The sequence below is a fragment of the Pseudoalteromonas sp. FUC4 genome (assembly GCF_008370255.1).
In the GTDB taxonomy this organism is placed as follows: domain Bacteria; phylum Pseudomonadota; class Gammaproteobacteria; order Enterobacterales; family Alteromonadaceae; genus Pseudoalteromonas.
On record NZ_SEUI01000005.1, the window covers coordinates 297722 to 318209 of the forward strand.

The window sequence follows — 20488 nt, forward strand, 5'->3', positions numbered from 1 at the left end:
ACCACAAGGGCTTTTTAATCAAAATTGGTGGTACAAAGATGCCAAAAATAGTTACACCGCTAACGGATACGCAAGTAAAGCAAGCAAAGGCAAAGGATAAAGAATATACCTTACCTGATGGGTACGGTTTAGAATTACGCGTTAGGCCTTCGGGTTCTAAGCGTTGGGTATTTCGTTACCAAAAACCTTTTACTAAGCAGCGCTCAAATTTAGGTTTAGGCACTTACCCTGAAGTTAGCCTTGCTGATGCGCGAAAGATACGTATAGACTTCCGAAAACTACTTAAACAAGATATTGACCCTAACGAGCACAAAAAAGAGCATACGCGTCAGCAAACGGAAGCCGCGTTAAATACATTTTCTCACGTTGCTGCTAACTGGTTTGAAGTAAAGCAAACGCAAGTAAGTGAAAAACACGCTATCGATCTTTGGCGTTCTGTTAAAAACCATCTAATCCCACCGTTAGGCAAATTGCCGATTAGCAAAATTACAGCACCTAAAACAATAGAGGTATTAAAGCCTATTGCCGCTAAGGGGAGCTTAGAGACTGTTAAGCGTCTTAGTCAAAGGCTAAATGAGATAATGACCTTTGCGGTTAATACAGGCCTTATACATGCAAACCCTTTGGCGGGTATACGTTCTGCTTTTCAAAAACCCCAAAAACAAAATATGCCAACGATTACGCCTGAAGAATTGCCGCAGCTAATGAAAGATATTAGCTATGCCAGTATTAAGCTTGTAACTCGTTATTTAATTGAATGGCAACTACATACCATGGTGCGCCCAAGTGAAGCTGCAGGAGCTAAATGGTCTGAAATAGATCTTGATAACAAGCTTTGGACAATCCCAGCAGAACGTATGAAGAAAAAGCGTGAACACTTAGTACCACTTACTGAGCAAACTTTAGAGATTTTAGAGCGCCTTAGGCCATTAAGCGGCCATAGAGAATACTTATTTCCAGCAGACAGAAACCCACGTAGCCATATAAACGAGCAAACAGCGAATATGGCGCTTAAACGAATGGGGTATGAAAAGCGGCTGGTGGCTCATGGATTAAGAGCTTTAGCCAGCACTACATTAAATCAACATGGTTTTGATCCTGATGTGGTAGAAGCCGCACTTGCTCATATAGATAAAAATGAAGTTAGGCGAGCTTATAACCGCGCTGATTATCTTGAACGTAGAAGGGTAATGATGGATTGGTGGAGCTGTTTAATAGTTAATCAACCCGTGAAAAATATTATTGTACTAGAAGATAAAGTGAGAAGGAGCTCATAATGCGTAAATTAAAGATAAACACAAAATCAGTGGGTGATGTAGAAATTACAGAAATGAAAAACAAATATGGCTCAAACTATGGAAAGAGATCATCTATAAAAAATCAAAGTAAGGTTTTTGGTGGCCATGAAATGCTAGAGTTTGACACCTTAAAAAATGTATTTGAGTCAGAAGGTGCCAATGAAGCTTACGATATCAAAACATTAATTAATGGTATTGAAAAGCAAATTGTTGGGTGGCTACAAATCAAAGGCCTACCTGTTGAGGGTTCTAAAAATATAGAGCAGGAGCGCTATTCATTTAAATCATTATCACAAGTATTGAAAGATGATTATCCAGATATTAAAGGGGCTTTAGAAGCTGCAAGCTGCTTACATGAATTAAATTGCTGTAGAGAGTATTTTTTAAGAGAAGATTATGAAGCTAGCTTAAAAAATTCATTAAGGTTAACTATGGCTTTTCAGTTGTTTTACTTTTCTATTAATGAGTCAAAAATAAGTTTAGGTAATTATAAAAATAAAGCATTGATTGGAAGCAATACAAAGTTAAACACCGAACAATATGATCAGGCATTTGAATATTTTGAGAAAACTACGTGTAACGACACAAGGAAGCTTAATAAAGGTGAGCGGTGGGAAAAAGTGAGCGAATACGTCAGAGAGCAGCTGAATATAAGTATAAAAGCTGATACTTTAAAAAGAGCTTACGGAAAACGTAAAAAACTTTAGTAGCACGTTTAAAATCCCAAAAAATAATTTTGTATCCTTAAATCTGTCCGATAACAACTATTTAAGGTTTACAATGTACAAACAATCTTTTCTTAAAATTATTCGTCGTCCATTAGTTTTAGAAGCAACTGGCTGGTCAAAGTCGACGCTTTATAACCGTATTCAAGAAGGTTTATTTCCTAACCCAATTAGCTTAGGCGCTCGTGCTGTGGGTTTCGTCGAAAGCGAATGCGACAAAGTTATTCAAGCTATGATTGCTGGCTACTCTGAACAGCAATTAAAAAGCTTGGTTAAAGAGCTTGTTGCTAATCGCTCAGTGAAACTATAGGGGTCTAATATGGAAAATATACTACTTACTGCGCCTGATAGTGCGCTTCCAGAAGTTAGCAGCCCAGCATATGAATTACTTTCGCTTTTATACGGTAGTGATGAAAAAAATAAACTACCAAGGGACTTTTTATGTAATGAGCTAGGTGGTGGCTTTAGGGCTTATTTACAAAAACTAATGGGTGAGCACTATCAACACTGGTTAATTCACACTGAGCAGGACGTTTATAACGGTAAAAAACAAACTTTTTACTGGTTAGATGAAAGGCATATTTCCTGTGATTGGGAGCAGGACAAGGACGCAAGAGCGATTGCTTGTAAGCGATATAAAGATCGCTCTTACTACAGCACTAAGCGCGCTGTTGAAAGGCTAGAACGCGCCAAAAGGGAAAAGGCCGCTGCTGATAAAGAATACCAGCAGCGTATCAAAAGCAAAAAGCCTACTCAGGACTAACCAAAGTAGACTTTTTAAAAGTGCGGCTGGTGGTTTAACTTCGACATTGCGCCACCAGCTTTTTTATCATAAACCTTATTACTTACTCTTACAATAATGTTAGTAAGCACTATCATTAAGGGCTTATGTTTAATCTTAATAAGACTTTAATAAGTGTCAATTTAAGGTTTTTGACCCTATATAAATTCAGTTAGTTTAATAGATATCTTTATATAGCTTTGCTCAGAATGATAGTCGTAACTAACTTAGTGCTAGGTAATTAATAATATCCTTTAGTGAAGCCCATGCCTTACATAATGAATACCCGCTACCTTGAAGTGAATAACACAGTATTTTGGGTGAATGGTAAACACAGTGGCATCTATTCTCACATGGCAAAGCAGATGATTGGACAAGTAAACGCTATGCTCAGTTACCACAGCAAAGTACATTTAATTCGTTTTGATCTCCGATTATACAAATACACCGACAACAATGAGGTTGTGAGCAAATTTAATCGTATATTGTTTAAGTGGCTAAAGCGCAAATATGAGCTTAAACGTGTTGGCTTTCTTTGGTGTCGTGAAATGGAAACCGCAAAGCAGCAACATTATCACTATGCTCTCATGTTAGACGGCCATAAAGTTCGGCACCCATACGATATACTTATCAAAGTGAAAGATGTTTGGGAGACTAATTTACAAGGCTCTGAATATACCCCTAAGCGCTGTTATTATAATTTAAAGCGTGAGTGTGAGGCCTCTATTCAACGCGCAGTATGGCGTATCTCATACTTGGCAAAGGCTAGAGGTAAAGGGTATAAGCCGAGCCAAACTAAAAACTATGGAGCTAGCAGGATCAGGATAAATAACAATTCGTAGGAAAAGCTATTCAATTTTAATTTCAGAGTTCACTTCTACAAGAAACTCTTTGATTGATAGCAGGGCTGTAGGAGCTCCACCACCTGATCTTTTTATTAAAAAATTAGAATCTTGATAACCTTTATTTGTATTTATTCTTATGAGACAACTGTCAGCACTAACCATTTTTTCTAAAAGTTCTTTAGGTATTACAACCGCGTTTTGGCTTTTAGTGTAAATTGTTTTTGAAACAGAGTTATAACCACTATTATCAAATGAAGTAGCTGAATTTGTTGTAAAAGAGTGTTTAGTATTGTTTAAATTAATTTCAAGTGAATTTATTTGAGCATAAGATGAGCCACTTGATGATGACGAATCATAAACTAAATCAATGATTATATTGTCAGGTTGAGAGCTTTTCCATCTAGCACCCAATTTAACGTTATTTGCCCCCCAATCGCTTTGAGATTCAAATAAAAAATTAGGTGTCACTTTAATAATTTTTTCATTATCAAACGTTGATTGCTCTTGCGATACTACACCTAGACCAGCCATTTGGTTTAGAGAGTCACTAACACTTTCGCATCCAGTTAGTGTAACAAAAGATAATAAAGCTAAACTTACCAAGCCTTTTTTCATTCTATAATTCCTTTTAGTTAATAAACTTAATTTAACGCCTGTTTTTCGTACAACAAACGGATGGTATAATAAATCTAAGGTCAGTAAAAAGTAAATAAAAATGTCTAAAGCTTTTCATTTTGGTCACATAAGAACTCGCCAATATACGGCTGGGTATACAAGAATATTTGCTAAAGATCTTAAGAGTTTACTTACACTACCACTTGGTAAATATTGCCTAACAGATGAATACAACTCTATTTCTATAGAGCTAAAACAAATAGATAATGGGATTAGGTTCTTTAAAACAACTAATACGATAGATAAGCAGGAAATAGGTTTAATTACATGCGGTAAAAGCGCTAGTACAAAACTTTATTTAACATGCCCTTATTGCCAGATAAAGCGTCAACATTTATATGAGTTTAAAAAAGGATATTCTTGTAAAGCCTGTTTGAAATTAAGTTATGCGTCACAGAGTGAAGGTAAACAGGAAAGGTTAGCAAGACGTATTAGGAAGCTTAGAAAGAAAATATGGGATAACTTTCCCGATATAAATAATTTGATAGAGTCCGCTGAATATTTTCCAAAGCCAAAGTATAAACGCTGGGCTAAATATGAGCTTGAAAGGGCTAAAGTAATAGAGCTGGAGAAAGAGTTTTGGGGTTTGGCTAGCTCTCAGTTTCATCGACTTTTTGGAAAAGATTGGGATAGCTACAAAGATTTAATGTAACACATAAAGTAACACCGGATAACGGTGTTGTTTTTTATTTTTAATATAAACAATGTTTTATGCTTTGAGTTCAGATGACCCCAGCCCAATAAAGGTTTACGAACTCGTTATTCGAAAACCATAAGAAACCCGCAATTTGTTAATCCAAATTTGCGGGTTTTTTTATGGAATTTGTAAAGTAAAAATAGAGTTTAAGAACTTCTAATTGCACGTAGCTTCATTTTTATCGCAATTATAAAAATACTAAATAGCGACAGCATACTTATTAATAACGTTAGATTAAGTATTGGGTTACTTTGCTCATCGGTACTGACAGGGGGGGGGGGTGTAGTTTGCGAGTTTTGATGTTGCCTAATATAGCTTTGGCTTATCCAATCTACTGCGTTTATCCATTGTACTTTGGCAGGATTAGTATTATTGAGTGCCGCCATTGTATGCGTATCATTATTTAAACTTTTTGAAAGTTGTATTAGTTGCTGCCAAAATTCATTTTTAGGGCCTAGATCGTCTATTTCTTGCAGGTGCTGTTGTAACTTATCGCCACCCATCGTTTTAATATCAGCTTGTCCGGTACTTTGCGCGTAGCTATTTATTAGCGATGAAAATCGACTAAAGTACTCATTGCTTTTTTGCTGTGTAGGGTTAGCTGTTCGCTCGTTTGTTACTTTTTTTCCTGGCTGATTTAGGTTGTTTTGAGCAATTAAATATTGCTTATAGCTTTGGTAGCTTAAGTTGTTCGTAGTTGTGCTATTTGGAGTGGCGAAGTTGTTTTTAAGTGCATTAAAACTAATTATTGCGCCTAGTAAGGTAATAATAAAAAGGGCGCAATAGCAAAAATACAATGCACTTTTTAAAGTGTTGTGCAGTAGTTTATATTTATTATTACTTTGCTCTATAGTTGAATTTTTACTTGGGGCTGCATCTGTATTTAGTAACTCACTTTGTGTTGAGGTGCTTTTTTCATGAGTGCTCTTACTAATGTGTTTATTAGTATCTTCACTGTGCTCAGTGAGTACTACTTGATTGTTTTGAGGTTTAGCAAGTTGGGGCTCTACTTTAGTTATTAGGCCAAATTTTTTAAGTGATGATTCTGTTTTAACAGCATCAATACTCGATAGGTCTTTTTTTAAAGCATAAGCTTTTCCATCAAATAATTGAATTACAATATTATGAGGGATATTCAGAAGTTGGCTGAGTTGTTCTTGGGCAGAGGTTATATCTGCGTCTTGATGTAACTGACCATTAAAAATAATTTTAAATGTAGCGCCCACATTAGTTCCTTGTGCGTGTTATTCCATATTTGGAATTTTTTTATTTTATGTACACAAAAACTAATCTAACAGATAAAGGTAGTACTTTCTAATGGTTTTTTATTTAAAAGCCTTAATAAACAGCGTTAAGGCTTTGGTGTGTAACTATTATTTTACTTTATAGTTTAGCGAGTGATTTTACAGATTGCTTTTGCTCACTTAGGGGTTGAGTTGCTTTGTCTATTATTGTTTCAAGTGGTTTATTTCGAACACACATAAGTACTTTGTTCATTGCTTGGCATGTGCCAGTCGCTTTTTTATCATGGCTTGTGTAGCTGCAATCTTCATTAATGACTTTTTCTTCACATGCTTTCCAAGGCGCGTTTGAACCGTGGCCCGCATGGCTTAGCGCTGAGTATGAGGTAGCAAGTAAAAAACTAGCTATTAGAGCGTTTATTACGTTAGATATTTTCATTTTTTTCCCACTTAATTATTTGGCCATAATGCGAGTTATCTTGCGGTAGCACCTTTAAAACACCCAATAAACATGTTTTCAGATACATCGGCTGCATGGTAGTGATAACCGCGTGTATCGTCGGTGTGGCCTCTACACTCGTCTAAATCAGTTGGTTCTATTCCATCTTCGTTGAGCATGCCAAATATACCAAAGCCATCAAGTGCGTAACCCATCATGGCGGCGTGACCATCTGATTGAATTTGTGTTTGGCTACAACCTGCTTCACCGTGGTAGTGATAACCTGCTACTAAGTTAATATGCCCAGCGCAATCATCAAAGGCTGCAATAGTGTATGCGCCTAAAATAGCCTCAACAGGGGCGGGTGCAGCAAGTACAACACCATTGAGAGCAACACCTACATTAGCGTTACCAATACTGCTATTTTGCGTGCCTGCAACGGGGATTATTGGAATTAAAAATGATTCTGATATACCGCCATCAACATAATCGATAGAGCATTCTACGCAGTGGTTTTGGTATTGTTCTTCTACGTTTGGACGGGCAGCGCCATCGCACGACTCTTGCGTGTCGGTTACATTTACAAGGCCTGTACCTTCGTCGTATAGCTGCCAATGACTATCGTTATATAATGTTGGTAGGTTTAAAATAAAGTCGCCAGTTATATCGTAAACTTCACCGGTGCCATCAAACCAGATACCGGCTTCGTCAGCTGTTGATGTGATATTTTGAGGGCAAAACACACCAATCTCGTAATTTGAAGGCACACCTGCAATATCAATTTTGTAGCATGAGGTTTCATCGCCGTTGCTTAGCGTACATGTTTGAGTGGTGATGGATGAGATAAGTGCATCGCTTTCAAAATTAAAAGGGTCTACTTCTACAACAAAATCGGTTGAAGTATCTGCTGTTGTGCTCTCATCAGTGGTTGCTTCAGTTACAACGCTACTTTCAGTATCGCTACCATTACAGGCAGCTAAACCCAGTGTAAGTATGCACACTACAAGCGGTGTTAAAATTGGTGCGTTAAATCTTCTCATCAAAAATATCCGGTAATGAAGTTGAATGTATAATATTTGTTAAATGTGCAAACAAGGTGCAAGAAAAGTGCAATATAGTGCATTACTGTAAATAGCAAAAATGCAGCTATATAGATGTGCGCATGTCCTTTTATTAGTTAAAATAGTGCGCTTTTACAGTATCCAAGTTAACAGTGGAATTTCATGGACTTTTTATTTCCCGATAGCGTGTCTTTATTTTTGTTTTTAATGATGGTTGTTACGGCTGGTTTCTCATCTTTTGTTTCTGCTGCTTTTGGAGCCGGTGGCGGATTAATGCTGCTTGTTGTTATGGCGTCGTTTATGCCTATGGCAGTTGTTGTGCCTGTGCATGGTTTAGTACAGCTTGGCTCTAATGCAAATAGGTTATTACTCAGCTTTAAGCATATTGATAAAAGCATGTTTGTATATTTTGCGTTAGGCGGCTTAGTAGGGACGGGGTTATCAAGTTTTGTTATTGATGATATATCGCTTGATGCTATGAAGTTAGTGGTCGCTATTTTTGTTATTTATTTACTGTGGGGTAAAACGCCACCTATAAAATTAACCTCTAAGCTATGGCGCATGGTTGCCGGTGGCATAACGACTTTTATTTCTATGTTTGTGGGGGCAAGCGGGCCATTAGTTGGTAGTTTTTTATATATAAATAATTACGAAAAATTAAAGTTTACGGCAACGTTTTCGAGCATTATGAGTGTGCAGCATTTATTAAAAGCCGTAGTTTATGGTGCTGTTGGTTTTAGCTTTTGGCAATGGATGCCGCTTGTAATTGCTATGGTGCTAAGTGGTGCTGTAGGTACTTGGTTTGGAATTAAATTACTTAAAAGTATGTCTGGGGATAAATTTAAGCGTATTTTTAGAGTCGTTTTAACGCTATTAACGCTACAACTCGGTTGGCAAGGTATTAAAATATTACTCCACTAATTTACTAGTGGAGTAAATTTAACTTTATTAAACATAAATTACTTAAGCGAATTAAATAATTCATTGCCTAAAAACCACCAATGCAGAGGGACTACACTGTAATTTTTTTGCTTATCGATGAGCTATACTAATCTGCAATAATTGTTTATACGTTTAATTAAATTGGTATTAAAGCTTATTTAACAGCGGCTTTAATTGGTTTGTCGCCATCAAATAACTCAAAAATGCGGTTACTAATAAATGAGCTAGTCGCAATATGTAATAGTGCATTAGCTACGTTTTCACGGCTAATTTTAGCCTCAGAACGATCACTTGGTCGCTGCGTCGTTACTTGCATTGAAGCGCTATCATCAGTCAGTGTACCAGGGCGAACAATGGTGTAATTTAAACCACTATTGATTAAGTGCTCGTCAGCCATGTGCTTAGCAACTAAGTAAGGTTTTAAATCACCTTGAATCGAATCTGGGTCGTCTGCACCAATTGAACTGACCATAATAAAGTGTTTAACGCCATGCTCTTTTGCAAAGGTAGCTGCTTTAGTTGCAGCCCATAAATCAATAAGTACAGTTTTATCATCGCCTGTACTTCCGCCAGAGCCAGCAGCAAAAATCACTTGATCACAGCCTTTCATTGCATCACCAAAATCGCCTTCAAGATCTTGCTCAACAATAGTTAAAAAAGAGCTGTTTAAATCGCTTAGCTTATTCTTGTCGCGCACTAATGCCACAACATTTTGCTCATTTTCTAAAAGTAGCTCAGTTGCCATTTTGCCTATTTGTCCGCTTGCGCCAATAATTAGGGTCTTACTCATAATTAACTCCTTCCAATAAATAGTAAAAGTAATGTGCTTACGAATAGACCTTGGGGTAGGGGATAATTTTTAAAGGGTAAAAGTGAGTTTAAATGAGCCAATTTAAAAAAATACGTTAATTAAAATACGATGCTTAACTGAGCATTAAAATTAGCTGTTTTTATCGCGTTCTTTAGAACATTTTAGTCAATTATTATATCAACTTCAGTTACATCATTGTGGTGATATAAGCTAATTCGTACATTACGTTCTTTGTAGCTGTAAAAAAGAGTGTGATAAGTACTATTACCTGTATTTTTTAAAGGCTCTCCTAATTTTTCTTTATAAAAGTGAATAATACTGTCAATTGAATCAGTTAAGTAACCAGTGCGAATCATTGGGTACTCATCTGTAACATCCATTGTTATAACAAACTCTTCAGGAAGCGGGACTTCGGTGATATTTTGGCTGAGTACGTTAAATGATAGAGTACATAGCAGTATTATTAAAAATGCTAAAATTTTCATGAGAGCTCTTTGTGTAATAATTTCCTTTTATTAATGCCTATCTTACTAAAATAAAAATTTATGTCATTTAAATTCCTATTTTGTATTTCATTGCGTAAAGGGAGGTATCCAATGAGAATACTTAGCTTGCGTACTCGCTTAATAGGCGTGGTCGTTATTTGATGCTTTCGGCTAAGTGACTAATTAAAAACCTTTTATTCCTCTATTCTCCTGAATACCTAGAAAGCTAATAAAGTTATACAAATAAGGAACATTGAATTAAGTTTACTCATTAGGCATAGTGCTAATGTAAACTAATACTTTAAAAGGAGTTTCCATGAAAAATAATATTATCAAAGTACTTTTAATTTGTACTACCTACCTGTGCTGCGCGTTTAACCTGCAAGCAAAGCCATTATTAACGGCTTACCCCGGTGCGAAATTAGAGAATAAAGTCACTTTAGCGGGCGAAGAAACACAGCTTGTATCTGCTTTTAACCCTGCGCTAAAAAAATCTCAGCAATTTGAATATAAGACATTTATTGGTGATGTAAGTCATTTTTCTTATCAAGTAAAAAATGTTGCTTCTTTAAAGGTAATGGAAAACTACAAAAACGCTTTAAGTGAGGCTGGGTTTAAAGTTTTGTACACATGTTCTTTAAACGATTGTTATAAAAAGCGAGAGGATAAATTGCTAGCCGAAGAGTCGAGCTATTTCAACGTGTCTAGTTATTACAGCCAACCACATTATATTTACGCAACAAAAGGAGAGGTTCCTGAGGCTGCCATTTCGTTATTTGTTGGACAATATAAAAATACGACACAAGCGCTTTTGACGACAGTTAATATTAAAGAAATTGAAACTGGGCTAATAAAAGCTGATTTTGAAGCATTCAAGAAAAAAGTTAGTGATAAAATAAAAAAATCTACACATGAAGATCTTAAAGGTTCTGCAGATCATCCTTTATTAAGTCGTTATCCCGGTAGCTATATTGAGGATTATCAAAATGTTGACTATGAAGAGTTTAGCATTCCAACTGGAAAATTTGATAAAAAAGCGAATGCTTTTCCTATACTTGATGTTACAGGTGATTTAACGCGAATTACTTATATTGCAAATAAAGTATCGACGCTAAAAATTTATCATAACTATGTGAGTGCTTTAACCAAAGAAGGTTTTGAAACCGTATTTTCTTGTCAAAAAGATAAATGCGGTACAAAAAGAAAAGAGATTCAAGCATTAGGCGATAAGCTGGCAATCAAACCTGTTTATAACTACTTTCACCAACCTAGATATCAAGTTATGAAAAACACTCTAAATGAGCAAACTACCTACGTTGCCTTTTTTATAGGTAACTATAATGGCGATTCTCGTATTCAGCTTGTTGTTGCTCGTACAGAGCCCTTAGTGACAGGCTTAATAGAAACGAATAGTGATAAAGTTCTTGAGCAGTTAGAGCAAAAAGGAAAGGCGTCTATTTACGGTATTTTATTTGATTATGATAAAGCCACTATTAAAGCTGAATCTAAAGAGGCGTTAGATGTTATTGCTCAAGTAATGGAAAAAAATAAAAAGTTGAGTTTATATGTTGTTGGACATACTGATGATAAAGGCTCGCCTAATTATAATGTAAACCTTTCAAAGCGCCGTGCTGATGCGGTTATTAACGCATTAATTGCTGATTATGGGGTAGCTAAAGAAAGGTTATTAGCTCAAGGAGCGGGTCCTTATTCACCCGTTGCAACTAATAAAAATGATTTAGGTCGTGAACTAAATCGCCGTGTTGAATTAGTTGAAAGGTTGTCTAGTTCAAAATAATTTATGCTTTTAATTTATATGCACATTAGATCTATTATTTTAATGTGCATACTTCATTTAAATCTTATTACGAATTAAATCTCGTACTATAAACCGAGCAGGGTGAATAGCTTGGCTTACACGCTCGCTTAATGGGCGAGGCTCGTTATTTAAACAGCTTACGAGATGTTCTGCACTTAGCGGTGCGCTACATAAAGCGCGGGCGCCAAAGCCGGTAAAAATATGTAGGCCTTGTTGTGGCTTAATAAGTTGCTCGTACTGATAGCGTTTACCTAAACGTAGATTAGCAAAGGCCATTGTATAATCACTTTGCTCACACCATTGCCCAGCCATTGGTAGGTGATCTATAAATGTGCATCGAACAGCTGCTTTTGCCGAGGTAATATTGCCAAGGGTAGAGGCAAATTCACTTTGCTTATAAAAGCTGAGTAGTTGCTCTTGGTTTAATTGGTTGTCGAGCGCTGTAACTTGGCGGCTTTTGGTATTTTTTTCAAACGTGGCACCCATACAGTGATGATCTAAATAGGCTGGGGTAAAATACCCTTTATGGCACAACACTGTTTTAAGTTTGCGTGATTGCTCACTTGCCTCAATATGTGAAACTTGCCCGCGTACGCCTACTATTGGTAGCGATTTTGTTTGCTCAAATGCATCACTGTGCTCGCCTGCACAAATAATTACATCACTAAAAGGACCTAGCCGTTCATCATTTGTTGATAAAAACCAGCCGTTATCGGTTTTTTCTAGCTGTTCAATATTACAACTAAATGAGCTTTTAAATGGGTTTATGCTATTTGCAGCGCTTAACATGGCGTTTACTAGTTGCGGAGGGTTAACCCAGCCGCCTTGTTCAAAAAACATGCCCGAATAACCTGTTTTTACACCGACTATTTCGTCGCCTTGCTCTGCGGTTACGTTACGCATTAGTTGGGTTGGCCACAGTTGTTTTTGTGCTAAGTTTTCGTGCTTATCAGCTAGAGGCTTTTTTACTGCGTGTTGTAATACGCCGCACCAATCGTAATCAAAATTAAAACCACTGCTAAGTAAGTTGTTATACACGCGTTTGGCGTATAAAAAGCTATGTGCAAACAATTCGCTGTGCGGCGAGTTTTTTGCTTGTAGGTGAGGGTAAATAGCACCTTGCACATTGTGCGATGCCCCCATAGCTGGTTTTTCATCTTGGCAGAATAATTGGCTTGCTATGCCTCGTTTAGCCAAACTATATAAAATGCAGCTACTGGCTATACCGCCGCCAATGACCGCTACATTTTTTAAAGCGCTGCTATCTTGATGAAAATATGCAGGAGCTGATTGAGCATCATCTATGCACTCTAGTTGGCCAACAAGCATATCTCTTTTTTGGCCAAAGCCTTTGGCTTTTTTAGTATTAAAGCCTGCATCAATTAATCCACGGCGAACAAAACCTGCTGAAGTAAATGTTGATAAGGTGGCGCCTGTCCTTGATATATTGACCATAGAATTAAATAAACTTTGCTGCCACATTTCGGGGTTTTTACTTGGTGCAAAACCATCTAAATACCAAGCGTCAACAATTCCTGTTTGCGGATAGCTCATTGCTTGTATTGATTCAAGTGCATCACCAAAGTATAAATCGAGAACAACAAGTCCATTGTCAAACTCGAGTCTGTGGCATCCTTCTAAATTAATCGGGTATTGTTTAGATAATTTGTTACTAAAGTCGCTTAATGAAGGCCATGCCAGTAGTGCTTTGTTTAAATCGTCTATGTGCAGTGGATATTTTTCAAATGAAATAAAGTGTAAGCGTTTAACACCATTATCTAATTGATTTTGAACTTGTTGACGTGCAACGTGGTCAGTAAAGCGTTGCCATGTATTTAAAAAGTTTAAACCTGTACCAAAGCCGGTTTCGGCAATAACAAAATGCGGCTGGTCATGATTTTGTAATCGTGAATCTATATTATTTTGCTCATAATACACATAATGCGATTCAGCTAAGCCATCGTCATTAGAAAAATAAATATCACCGAAGTCATTAGCGAAAGGTGTACCTAAGTTATTAAAGTGTATATGTGCATTTTTGATCATGATTTTTTAATTTTATAGATATATTTTTTAATTATTTTACGGGTTTTCTTTGAAATAGTCTGGCGTTATTTATAAGCTAGCAGTTCAGAGTACAAGTGTACGCTAGAAAGCTGACCACTTAGGTGATTAAATTCGCGTAAAATAGAATGCAATTAAGTATTAAGCTAAGGGAATTACCCATGAGAAGAGCTGTAATTACAGGTATCGGTGTTGTATCAAGTATAGGTAACAACAAAGAAGAAGTATTAGAATCGTTAAAAACGGGTAAAAGCGGCATCGCTTTTAATCAAGAATTTGCCGATTATAAGTTACGTAGTAACGTATCGGGTAAAATTGATATTGACGTTAAAGCACACGTTGACCGTAAAGCAATGCGCTTTATGGGAGATGCTGCTGCTTACTCTTATATTTCAATGCAGCAAGCAATTGAAGATGCAGGCTTATCTGATGATCAAGTGTCTAACGAACGTACTGGTTTATTAGTTGGCTCAGGTGGTGGTTCGTCTAAATGGCAAGTAGAAGCTGCTGACATTTTACGTGAAAAAGGCGTAAAACGCGTAGGGCCTTATATGGTGCCACGTACTATGGCAAGTACTACATCAGCATGTTTAGCAACACCATTTAAAATTAAAGGTGTTAACTATTCAATTAGCTCTGCTTGTGCAACATCTGCGCACTGTATTGGCCACGCTGTAGAGCAAATCCAACTTGGTAAGCAAGATGTAATTTTTGCTGGTGGCGGTGAAGAGCTACACTGGACATTGGCAATGGAATTTGACGCTATGGGCGCACTTTCTACTAAATACAATGAAACACCTGAAAAAGCATCTCGTACATACGATGCTAATCGCGATGGTTTTGTTATTTCTGGCGGTGGCGGTATTGTTGTCGTTGAAGAACTTGAACATGCACTTGCACGTGGCGCGCACATTTACGCTGAAATTGTTGGCTACGGTGCAACATCAGATGGCTACGACATGGTTGCTCCATCGGGCGAAGGTGCAGCACGTTGTATGCGCCAAGCTATGCAAGATGTAGATAGTATTGATTACCTAAATACGCACGGCACATCAACGCCTGTAGGCGATGTTAAAGAGTTAGGTGCGATACAAGAAGTGTTTGGTGGTAAATCACCAATGATCAGTGCAACTAAAGCAATGACAGGTCATGCATTAGGTGCTGCAGGTGTTCACGAAGCTATTTTCTCATTATTAATGCTAGAGCACAGCTTTGTAGCACCTTCAATTAATATTGATGAGTTAGATGAGCAAGCAGCAGGTTTAGATATTATTACTGAGCGTCGTGACGTTGAGTTAAATACTGTAATGTCTAATAGCTTTGGCTTTGGTGGCACAAATGCGACTTTAGTTATGAGTAAGTACAAAGGTTAATTTGAGCTTATAAGTCCTATATGCAAACGCATATCTTGACTAAATAGCCCAAAACAAAAAAGGAAAGCCTAGGCTTTCCTTTTTTATTATCGAAAGTTTAATTAACCTTCGTTATGTTCTTGACGCGCTTGCTCAATTTCGTCAGCAATTTCTTGCGCTTTTTGCTTAGTTTTTTCAGTTAACTCGCCAGCAGCTTCTTTGCTTTTAATCCATGCGTCAACCGCAATCTCTTTGCCGTCGTCGTACATGTCTAAGCCCATTGCTTTACTTTGCTCTAATAGCTCGTTTAAAGACTCGTCATTTTTAAGATCGTTAGTTGTCTCTTTAACGTCGTTCCATGCATCACCAAGCTTTTCTTGCATTTGTGCGCTTTTATCTTTTGCATCTTCTTTTACTTCGTTGGCATCTTCACAACCAGTTAATGTAATTAAAGTGCCTAATAAAGCTAAACCTGCTAATTTATTCATGTGCTATCTCCTTTAGAGACTGATAATTAATTCGAGGCAGACTATACAACAATGAAAATGAACGTCCCCGTAACAAAACGATTAAATTTTAAATTAATGAATGAGCATGATTGGCCTCAACTCTTTGAACTCGACCAAGACCCAGCTGTAATGCAGTATTTAACGCGAGGTGTACCTACCTCTTTAGAGCAAATAAAAAATGAGGGAGTGCCTCGTATGCTCGCATATCGAAATGAGCTAAAAGGCTGGGGGCTGTGGAGCATCACTATAAAGCAAAGCAATACATTTATTGGTTGGGTATTAATAAGGCCTATGGGCTTTTTTAGTGATGCACCAAACTACAGTGATATTGAAATAGGCTGGCGCTTTAAGCAAGCGAGTTGGGGGCATGGTTATGCAACCGAGGCGGCTTTAGCATTATGTGATGAGCTTATAAAGCAAGATGGCGTTAAGGCGATAAGTGCAATGGCACTAAAAGATAATACGGCCTCTATAAAAATAATGAAAAAGCTAGGTCTGCAATTTATAAAAAACTATACACATACAGATGAGCAAGGCGACTTACCTGCGGTGCTTTATTCAAAAAGTGTTTAAAGATGATTAAATATCAACAGTATAAAGATTGACCTGTTCTTAAGTGACGTGCATTAATAAGAATACGAAACTAAAAAATAATAAATTAAGGATGTTGTATGGGATTGTTTTTTTCACCAAGTAAATTAATCGTCAAAAGTGTGCTGGTTTTACAGTTCGCTACTTTTAGTGTTTTAGCGCAGCCTTTATCGCAAAGCGCGGTCGCAATGCCTGACTCGTTCAGTGCCGATGCTGCTAAAAGTATATTAGAGCAAGGCGGTAATGCTGTTGATGCGGCTATAACGGCACAATTTGTACTTGCAGTAACGCTTCCTGAAGCCGGCAATATTGGCGGCGGGGGATTTATGCTTATTCAAAAAGATGGCAAGGGCGATTTTATAGACTATCGCGAAACAGCGCCAACAGCGGCTCATCGTGATATGTATTTAGATGAGCAAGGTAATGTTATTGCAAACAAATCAATATATGGCATTCACGCAAGCGGTGTACCAGGCAGTGTAGCGGGCATGTGGCTTGCCCATCAAAAACATGGCACTTTAGAGTGGGAAGCACTAGTACAACCAGCGGTAACATTGGCTGAACAAGGGTTTGTAGTTCCGCCCAAGTTAGCAAAAGGTGTGAGCAATTATATAGCTCACCTAAAAGAGCAAAAAATAAATGTAAACTTCGAAAAATACTTTGCTGATGTAAAAGCTAATAAAGTATTTAAGCAACCCGAGTTAGCGGCAACATTAAAACGTATTCGTGATAACGGACAAGATGGGTTTTATAAAGGCGAAACTGCAAATATTATTGCTAAATTTATGCACCAACATGGCGGTATAATTAATCAAGATGATTTAAAAGGTTACACCGCCAAATCGCGTACACCTATTAAAGCGAGTTGGAATGGTTATGAAGTACTTACTTCGCCACCGCCGAGTTCAGGTGGTATTGCTATTTTACAGTGGCTTAAAATGTATGAGTTACAAAAACCAGATGCGGGCTTAGCACATAACTCTACTCAATATGTACACTTACTTTCTGAAATAGGTAAACGTGTATTTGCAGATAGGGCGGAGTATTTAGGCGATCCTGATTTTTTTGATGTACCAGTCAACGCGTTAACTAATATTAACTACCTTAAAGAGCGCAGTAATAGCATTTCATTAACCGCTATCTCGACTACCGAAAATATTAAACCAGGACTTAAAGAAAGTGAGCAAACTACGCACTTTTCAATCGTTGATAAAATGGGTAACGCTGTCGCAAATACCACCACAATAAACTTAGGGTTTGGTAGCGGTGTAGTTGTTGAAGGTGCAGGGTTTATTTTAAATGATGAAATGGATGACTTTAGTGCCAAGCCAGGCGTTATGAATGTGTTTGGTGCAATAGGCGGTAAAGCTAACGAAATACAGCCGCACAAGCGTATGCTTAGCTCTATGACGCCTACAATACTCCTCAAAGATAACACCGTTAAAATGGTGACAGGCTCGCCTGGTGGCACAACTATTATTAGCTCTGTGTATGAATCTATTTTAAATGCGGTAGAGTTTGATATGACTGCTGAGCAGGTTGTAAATAGCCCTCGTTTTCATCATCAATTGTGGCCTAAAAATATAATTAGAACACACATAGGTTTAACCGATAGCGTAAAAGCAGAGCTTACAAAAATGGGTTACACCATAGATGAGAATCACTTTGGTGACTTACACGTTATTATTAATAAAGAAGGCCAATTAGATGCCGCTTCTGAAGCATCTGGGCGCGGTAAATCAATTGTTTTTTAAATAAAAAAACACCGCGCTAAAAGGCGCGGTGTTTTAAACGTTAACGCTTATTGCGTATCAATTAAATCTTCAACACCCACTATTAGCCATGGAGCATCGTCTGAAATTAGACGCTCTAAGTGCCAAATTTCTAAAATAGGCTCTTCTTTTTTATCGCCTAAATCACGGTACTTACCTTTAAAGCGAACACTAACCTGCCACGATTGCGCGTTTGTATCTGCGCGCACAAGTTCGGCATCAATAAGCATCACTTCTGTTTCTACGCTTTGTATAGCTTCACGTTCAGCTTTAAACTCGGCAACAAGTGCAGGGCTTAAGTATTCAGCCATTGTGGAGTAATCGGCATTGTTCCATGCAGTTTGTAGGGTATGGTAATGACTACGGGCACCTTGCAAAAAGCCATTAACGTCAAAGTTAGGTGGTAAATTAAAAGGCACACTTTCACCTTGTGGGGCGCTGCTTGCAAAGCCTGTACTTGTTGGTTGCTCGATAAGTGCTTGTTTAAAAGCATTTTGCTGAGCACTTGTACTTGCACTGGCAAGTTGTGGGGCACGATTAGCACGTAAAAAACCTGTTACTAGCTTAAATAAAATAAAGAGTCCGCCAGCTAATAAAATCATTTCTAATAGCTGAAAACCTTCAAAATCGTCGCCTAGCATTGCTGCAATTAAGCCACCCGCTAAAAGTCCCCCAAAAACGCCTGCCATAATGCCTTTTTTATTTGATGTGGCTTTGGGTGCTGTTGATGCAGGTACATCAGATTGTTTATTTTGTGTGGTTTGTTGTGTTGTAGGCGTTTTTCCGCGTTTGCTGCTGCCAAACTTTTTACGTGCGTGTGCATCAAAACTGGCAGTACATAACAATGCCAATAGTGAAAAAATAACGATGATGTTCTTCATGAAATTCCCTAATTAAAATCGAGCCGCGATTATAATTTACTTTCTTTAGGAATTTAATTAATTACTTTAAAAATCAGAGGTTTTGGGTATAGAAGAAACGTTTTATTGGTGAGTATATAATCAAAAAACCGCTCAGTAGAAACTAAGCGGTAATTTGTCTATTTTAAAGCCAACGAATTGCGCCAGTAACGCGTTCATTGTATGTATCTAGAGGTGCTCCAAGACTTGCCACTAAAATAGTATCAGCTTGTGAGCCACGATTAATGTGACCTTCAAAGCGCTCATCGCGGAAGTTGTCATCCCCAAAACCAAATGATTTATTTTCAGAAGGCACTATAAATACCGTCATTGGACCAAAGTCAGACTCAAATATTAAATGCAGACCTTTTTCGCCTTTAAAATCACAAAACATGGCATAAGTTACAGCACCAGGAAGTTCATCAAGATGACCACCTAATACTGCAAGCTTGTCGTTAACGCTTTGTAGGCTAATGGGCTCTTTTTTATCAAGCGCATTAATTTCGTAGTACACATGGGCAAGCGCATGCTCACCTGCTTCGTGTGCAATATTTTGCTCTGTACTAAAAAAGAAGGCACTAATCGCCACTACAAAAGACGCTGCTAACGCAAGATGTATACGATCAAACTTAAAACGTGATCGAGCATCAACCACGTTTTTGCCTGTTGCTTGCTCTTCTTGGAGTGCTTTTTCTTTTAATGATGTGTTTAAAAGAATGCGGTCTGCAAGATTTTCAGGCACAGGTATATCTAAAGAATCTTGAATGAATTTATCAAAATCTTTCATATCGTTAATAAAACTTTGTCGCTCTGGGTTATTGTCAGCAAACTCCATAAGCTCCTTGTCAATGTCGTTTGGCTGCGCAATAGTGCGGCGACGAAACTCAAGTTCATCCATTATTTTGATGCCCCTTTAAGTTGTTCATCATCACGGCTTAAAGCCTCTTTAAGTTGATTTCGGGCACGGTATAAACGAGTCATTACCGTGTTTTTATTTAAATTAAGTATGCCTGCAATCTCTTCACCAGAGCAGCCCATTACAACTTGCAGTAATAATGGTTCTCGGTATTCATCAGATAGCAGTGCAATCTGGCGTTGAATTACCGTTTGTTCCATTTCATCGTCTAATGAATGGCTGGTTTCATCAACAAGCGTATCGTTTTCTACGTCGCTGTAATCGAACTGTTTACGTTCAAATCGGCGTGCGTTTTCTCTTCGTAATATAGTAAGCAGCCAGGGTTTAGCTGCCTTTTGATCAAGTAAAGAGTCGAGTGAACGCCATGCGCGTAAAAACGTTTCCTGTACTAAATCATCTGCTATGTGCGGATCACGGCATAACCAATAAGCAAAGCGATAAAGCTCTTTATTGTAAACGTGGACCAAGGCTTCATAACGCTTTTGTTTCTCTGCCATATCGATTAAGACCTGATTGTTTGATTTTTTCTTTCCAAGCATAAGCACTTTTTTAATTAAAAATTATTA

Annotated in this window: 22 protein-coding genes; 11 read left to right on the top strand and 11 right to left on the bottom strand. The window is 37.6% G+C overall.

Annotation, left to right across the window (positions count from 1 at the left end; translation table 11 throughout):
* The first annotated feature begins 38 nt into the window (after window positions 1-38).
* The 5 genes from EU510_RS15920 to EU510_RS15940 all read left to right on the top strand — a co-directional run bounded on the left by EU510_RS15920 (window position 39) and on the right by EU510_RS15940 (window position 3646).
* Window positions 39-1277, top strand: coding sequence for an integrase domain-containing protein (locus EU510_RS15920; protein WP_262501241.1), 1239 nt, complete (start codon window positions 39-41; stop codon window positions 1275-1277).
* Complete coding sequence (locus EU510_RS15925; protein ID WP_149594295.1) at window positions 1277-2005, top strand: hypothetical protein; 729 nt, start codon at window positions 1277-1279, stop codon at window positions 2003-2005. Before EU510_RS15920 ends, EU510_RS15925 begins: the two co-directional genes overlap by 1 nt.
* Before the next feature lie 73 nt (window positions 2006-2078).
* On the top strand, window positions 2079-2333 hold the full coding sequence (locus EU510_RS15930; RefSeq protein ID WP_149594296.1) for a helix-turn-helix transcriptional regulator: 255 nt from the start codon (window positions 2079-2081) through the stop codon (window positions 2331-2333).
* Between the two features lie 9 nt (window positions 2334-2342).
* The gene (locus EU510_RS15935; RefSeq protein ID WP_149594297.1) at window positions 2343-2786 is read left to right on the top strand and encodes a hypothetical protein; all 444 of its coding nucleotides are present in this window, start codon (window positions 2343-2345) and stop codon (window positions 2784-2786) included.
* 284 nt (window positions 2787-3070) lie between these two features.
* Window positions 3071-3646: an inovirus-type Gp2 protein gene (locus EU510_RS15940; RefSeq protein ID WP_188085431.1), complete on the top strand. Its 576-nt coding sequence runs from the start codon at window positions 3071-3073 to the stop codon at window positions 3644-3646.
* Between the two features lie 6 nt (window positions 3647-3652).
* Here the strand turns inward: EU510_RS15940 and EU510_RS15945 are convergent, their stop codons facing one another.
* Window positions 3653-4264: a hypothetical protein gene (locus EU510_RS15945; RefSeq protein WP_149594298.1), complete on the bottom strand. Its 612-nt coding sequence runs from the start codon at window positions 4262-4264 to the stop codon at window positions 3653-3655.
* A 100-nt stretch (window positions 4265-4364) separates the two neighbouring features.
* Between EU510_RS15945 and EU510_RS15950 the strand changes: the two genes are divergently transcribed.
* Complete coding sequence (locus EU510_RS15950) at window positions 4365-4976, top strand: hypothetical protein (protein WP_149594299.1); 612 nt, start codon at window positions 4365-4367, stop codon at window positions 4974-4976.
* Between the two features lie 191 nt (window positions 4977-5167).
* Here the strand turns inward: EU510_RS15950 and EU510_RS15955 are convergent, their stop codons facing one another.
* From EU510_RS15955 to EU510_RS15965, 3 genes are all read right to left on the bottom strand, one after another.
* Window positions 5168-6247, bottom strand: a complete 1080-nt coding sequence (locus tag EU510_RS15955) for a hypothetical protein (RefSeq protein WP_188085432.1) — start codon at window positions 6245-6247, stop codon at window positions 5168-5170.
* A 157-nt stretch (window positions 6248-6404) separates the two neighbouring features.
* Window positions 6405-6701 carry a hypothetical protein gene (locus EU510_RS15960; protein WP_149594300.1) on the bottom strand — a complete coding sequence of 99 codons (297 nt, stop codon included), beginning with the start codon at window positions 6699-6701 and terminating at the stop codon, window positions 6405-6407.
* A 35-nt stretch (window positions 6702-6736) separates the two neighbouring features.
* Complete coding sequence (locus tag EU510_RS15965; RefSeq protein ID WP_149594301.1) at window positions 6737-7741, bottom strand: YHYH protein; 1005 nt, start codon at window positions 7739-7741, stop codon at window positions 6737-6739.
* 183 nt (window positions 7742-7924) lie between these two features.
* On the opposite strand from EU510_RS15965, the gene EU510_RS15970 reads away from it, so the two are divergent.
* Complete coding sequence (locus EU510_RS15970) at window positions 7925-8683, top strand: sulfite exporter TauE/SafE family protein (RefSeq protein WP_149594302.1); 759 nt, start codon at window positions 7925-7927, stop codon at window positions 8681-8683.
* A gap of 175 nt (window positions 8684-8858) precedes the next feature.
* On the opposite strand, the gene EU510_RS15975 is transcribed toward EU510_RS15970, so the two are convergent.
* A complete protein-coding gene (locus EU510_RS15975; RefSeq protein ID WP_149594303.1) occupies window positions 8859-9494 on the bottom strand; it encodes an NAD(P)-binding oxidoreductase in 636 nt (211 codons plus the stop codon).
* A 182-nt stretch (window positions 9495-9676) separates the two neighbouring features.
* Window positions 9677-10000: a hypothetical protein gene (locus EU510_RS15980; RefSeq protein ID WP_149594304.1), complete on the bottom strand. Its 324-nt coding sequence runs from the start codon at window positions 9998-10000 to the stop codon at window positions 9677-9679.
* Between the two features lie 316 nt (window positions 10001-10316).
* On the opposite strand from EU510_RS15980, the gene EU510_RS15985 reads away from it, so the two are divergent.
* Window positions 10317-11798: an OmpA family protein gene (locus tag EU510_RS15985; protein WP_149594305.1), complete on the top strand. Its 1482-nt coding sequence runs from the start codon at window positions 10317-10319 to the stop codon at window positions 11796-11798.
* Window positions 11799-11855: 57 nt separating this feature from the next.
* Here the strand turns inward: EU510_RS15985 and mnmC are convergent, their stop codons facing one another.
* Window positions 11856-13865 (bottom strand): bifunctional tRNA (5-methylaminomethyl-2-thiouridine)(34)-methyltransferase MnmD/FAD-dependent 5-carboxymethylaminomethyl-2-thiouridine(34) oxidoreductase MnmC, encoded by a 2010-nt coding sequence (gene mnmC, locus EU510_RS15990; RefSeq protein WP_149594306.1) that lies wholly within the window; start codon window positions 13863-13865, stop codon window positions 11856-11858.
* Between the two features lie 179 nt (window positions 13866-14044).
* Between mnmC and fabB the strand changes: the two genes are divergently transcribed.
* Window positions 14045-15256: a beta-ketoacyl-ACP synthase I gene (gene fabB / locus EU510_RS15995; protein WP_024604462.1), complete on the top strand. Its 1212-nt coding sequence runs from the start codon at window positions 14045-14047 to the stop codon at window positions 15254-15256.
* Between the two features lie 101 nt (window positions 15257-15357).
* Here fabB and EU510_RS16000 read toward each other — a convergent pair whose 3' ends face one another.
* Entirely contained in the window at window positions 15358-15723 is a 366-nt protein-coding gene (locus EU510_RS16000) for a hypothetical protein (protein WP_024596750.1), read from the bottom strand.
* Window positions 15724-15774: 51 nt separating this feature from the next.
* Between EU510_RS16000 and EU510_RS16005 the strand changes: the two genes are divergently transcribed.
* Both EU510_RS16005 and ggt read left to right on the top strand, forming a co-directional pair.
* The gene (locus EU510_RS16005) at window positions 15775-16317 is read left to right on the top strand and encodes a GNAT family N-acetyltransferase (protein WP_149594307.1); all 543 of its coding nucleotides are present in this window, start codon (window positions 15775-15777) and stop codon (window positions 16315-16317) included.
* Window positions 16318-16415: 98 nt separating this feature from the next.
* Window positions 16416-18089 carry a gamma-glutamyltransferase gene (ggt, locus tag EU510_RS16010; protein WP_149594308.1) on the top strand — a complete coding sequence of 558 codons (1674 nt, stop codon included), beginning with the start codon at window positions 16416-16418 and terminating at the stop codon, window positions 18087-18089.
* A gap of 47 nt (window positions 18090-18136) precedes the next feature.
* Here ggt and EU510_RS16015 read toward each other — a convergent pair whose 3' ends face one another.
* From EU510_RS16015 to EU510_RS16025, 3 genes are all read right to left on the bottom strand, one after another.
* Entirely contained in the window at window positions 18137-18988 is an 852-nt protein-coding gene (locus tag EU510_RS16015; protein ID WP_149594309.1) for a Tim44 domain-containing protein, read from the bottom strand.
* Window positions 18989-19151: 163 nt separating this feature from the next.
* Window positions 19152-19904 (bottom strand): DUF3379 family protein, encoded by a 753-nt coding sequence (locus tag EU510_RS16020; protein WP_149594310.1) that lies wholly within the window; start codon window positions 19902-19904, stop codon window positions 19152-19154.
* Complete coding sequence (locus EU510_RS16025) at window positions 19904-20461, bottom strand: sigma-70 family RNA polymerase sigma factor (RefSeq protein WP_032827217.1); 558 nt, start codon at window positions 20459-20461, stop codon at window positions 19904-19906. The genes EU510_RS16020 and EU510_RS16025 overlap by 1 nt, the downstream gene beginning before the upstream one ends.
* Window positions 20462-20488: the final 27 nt, after the last annotated feature.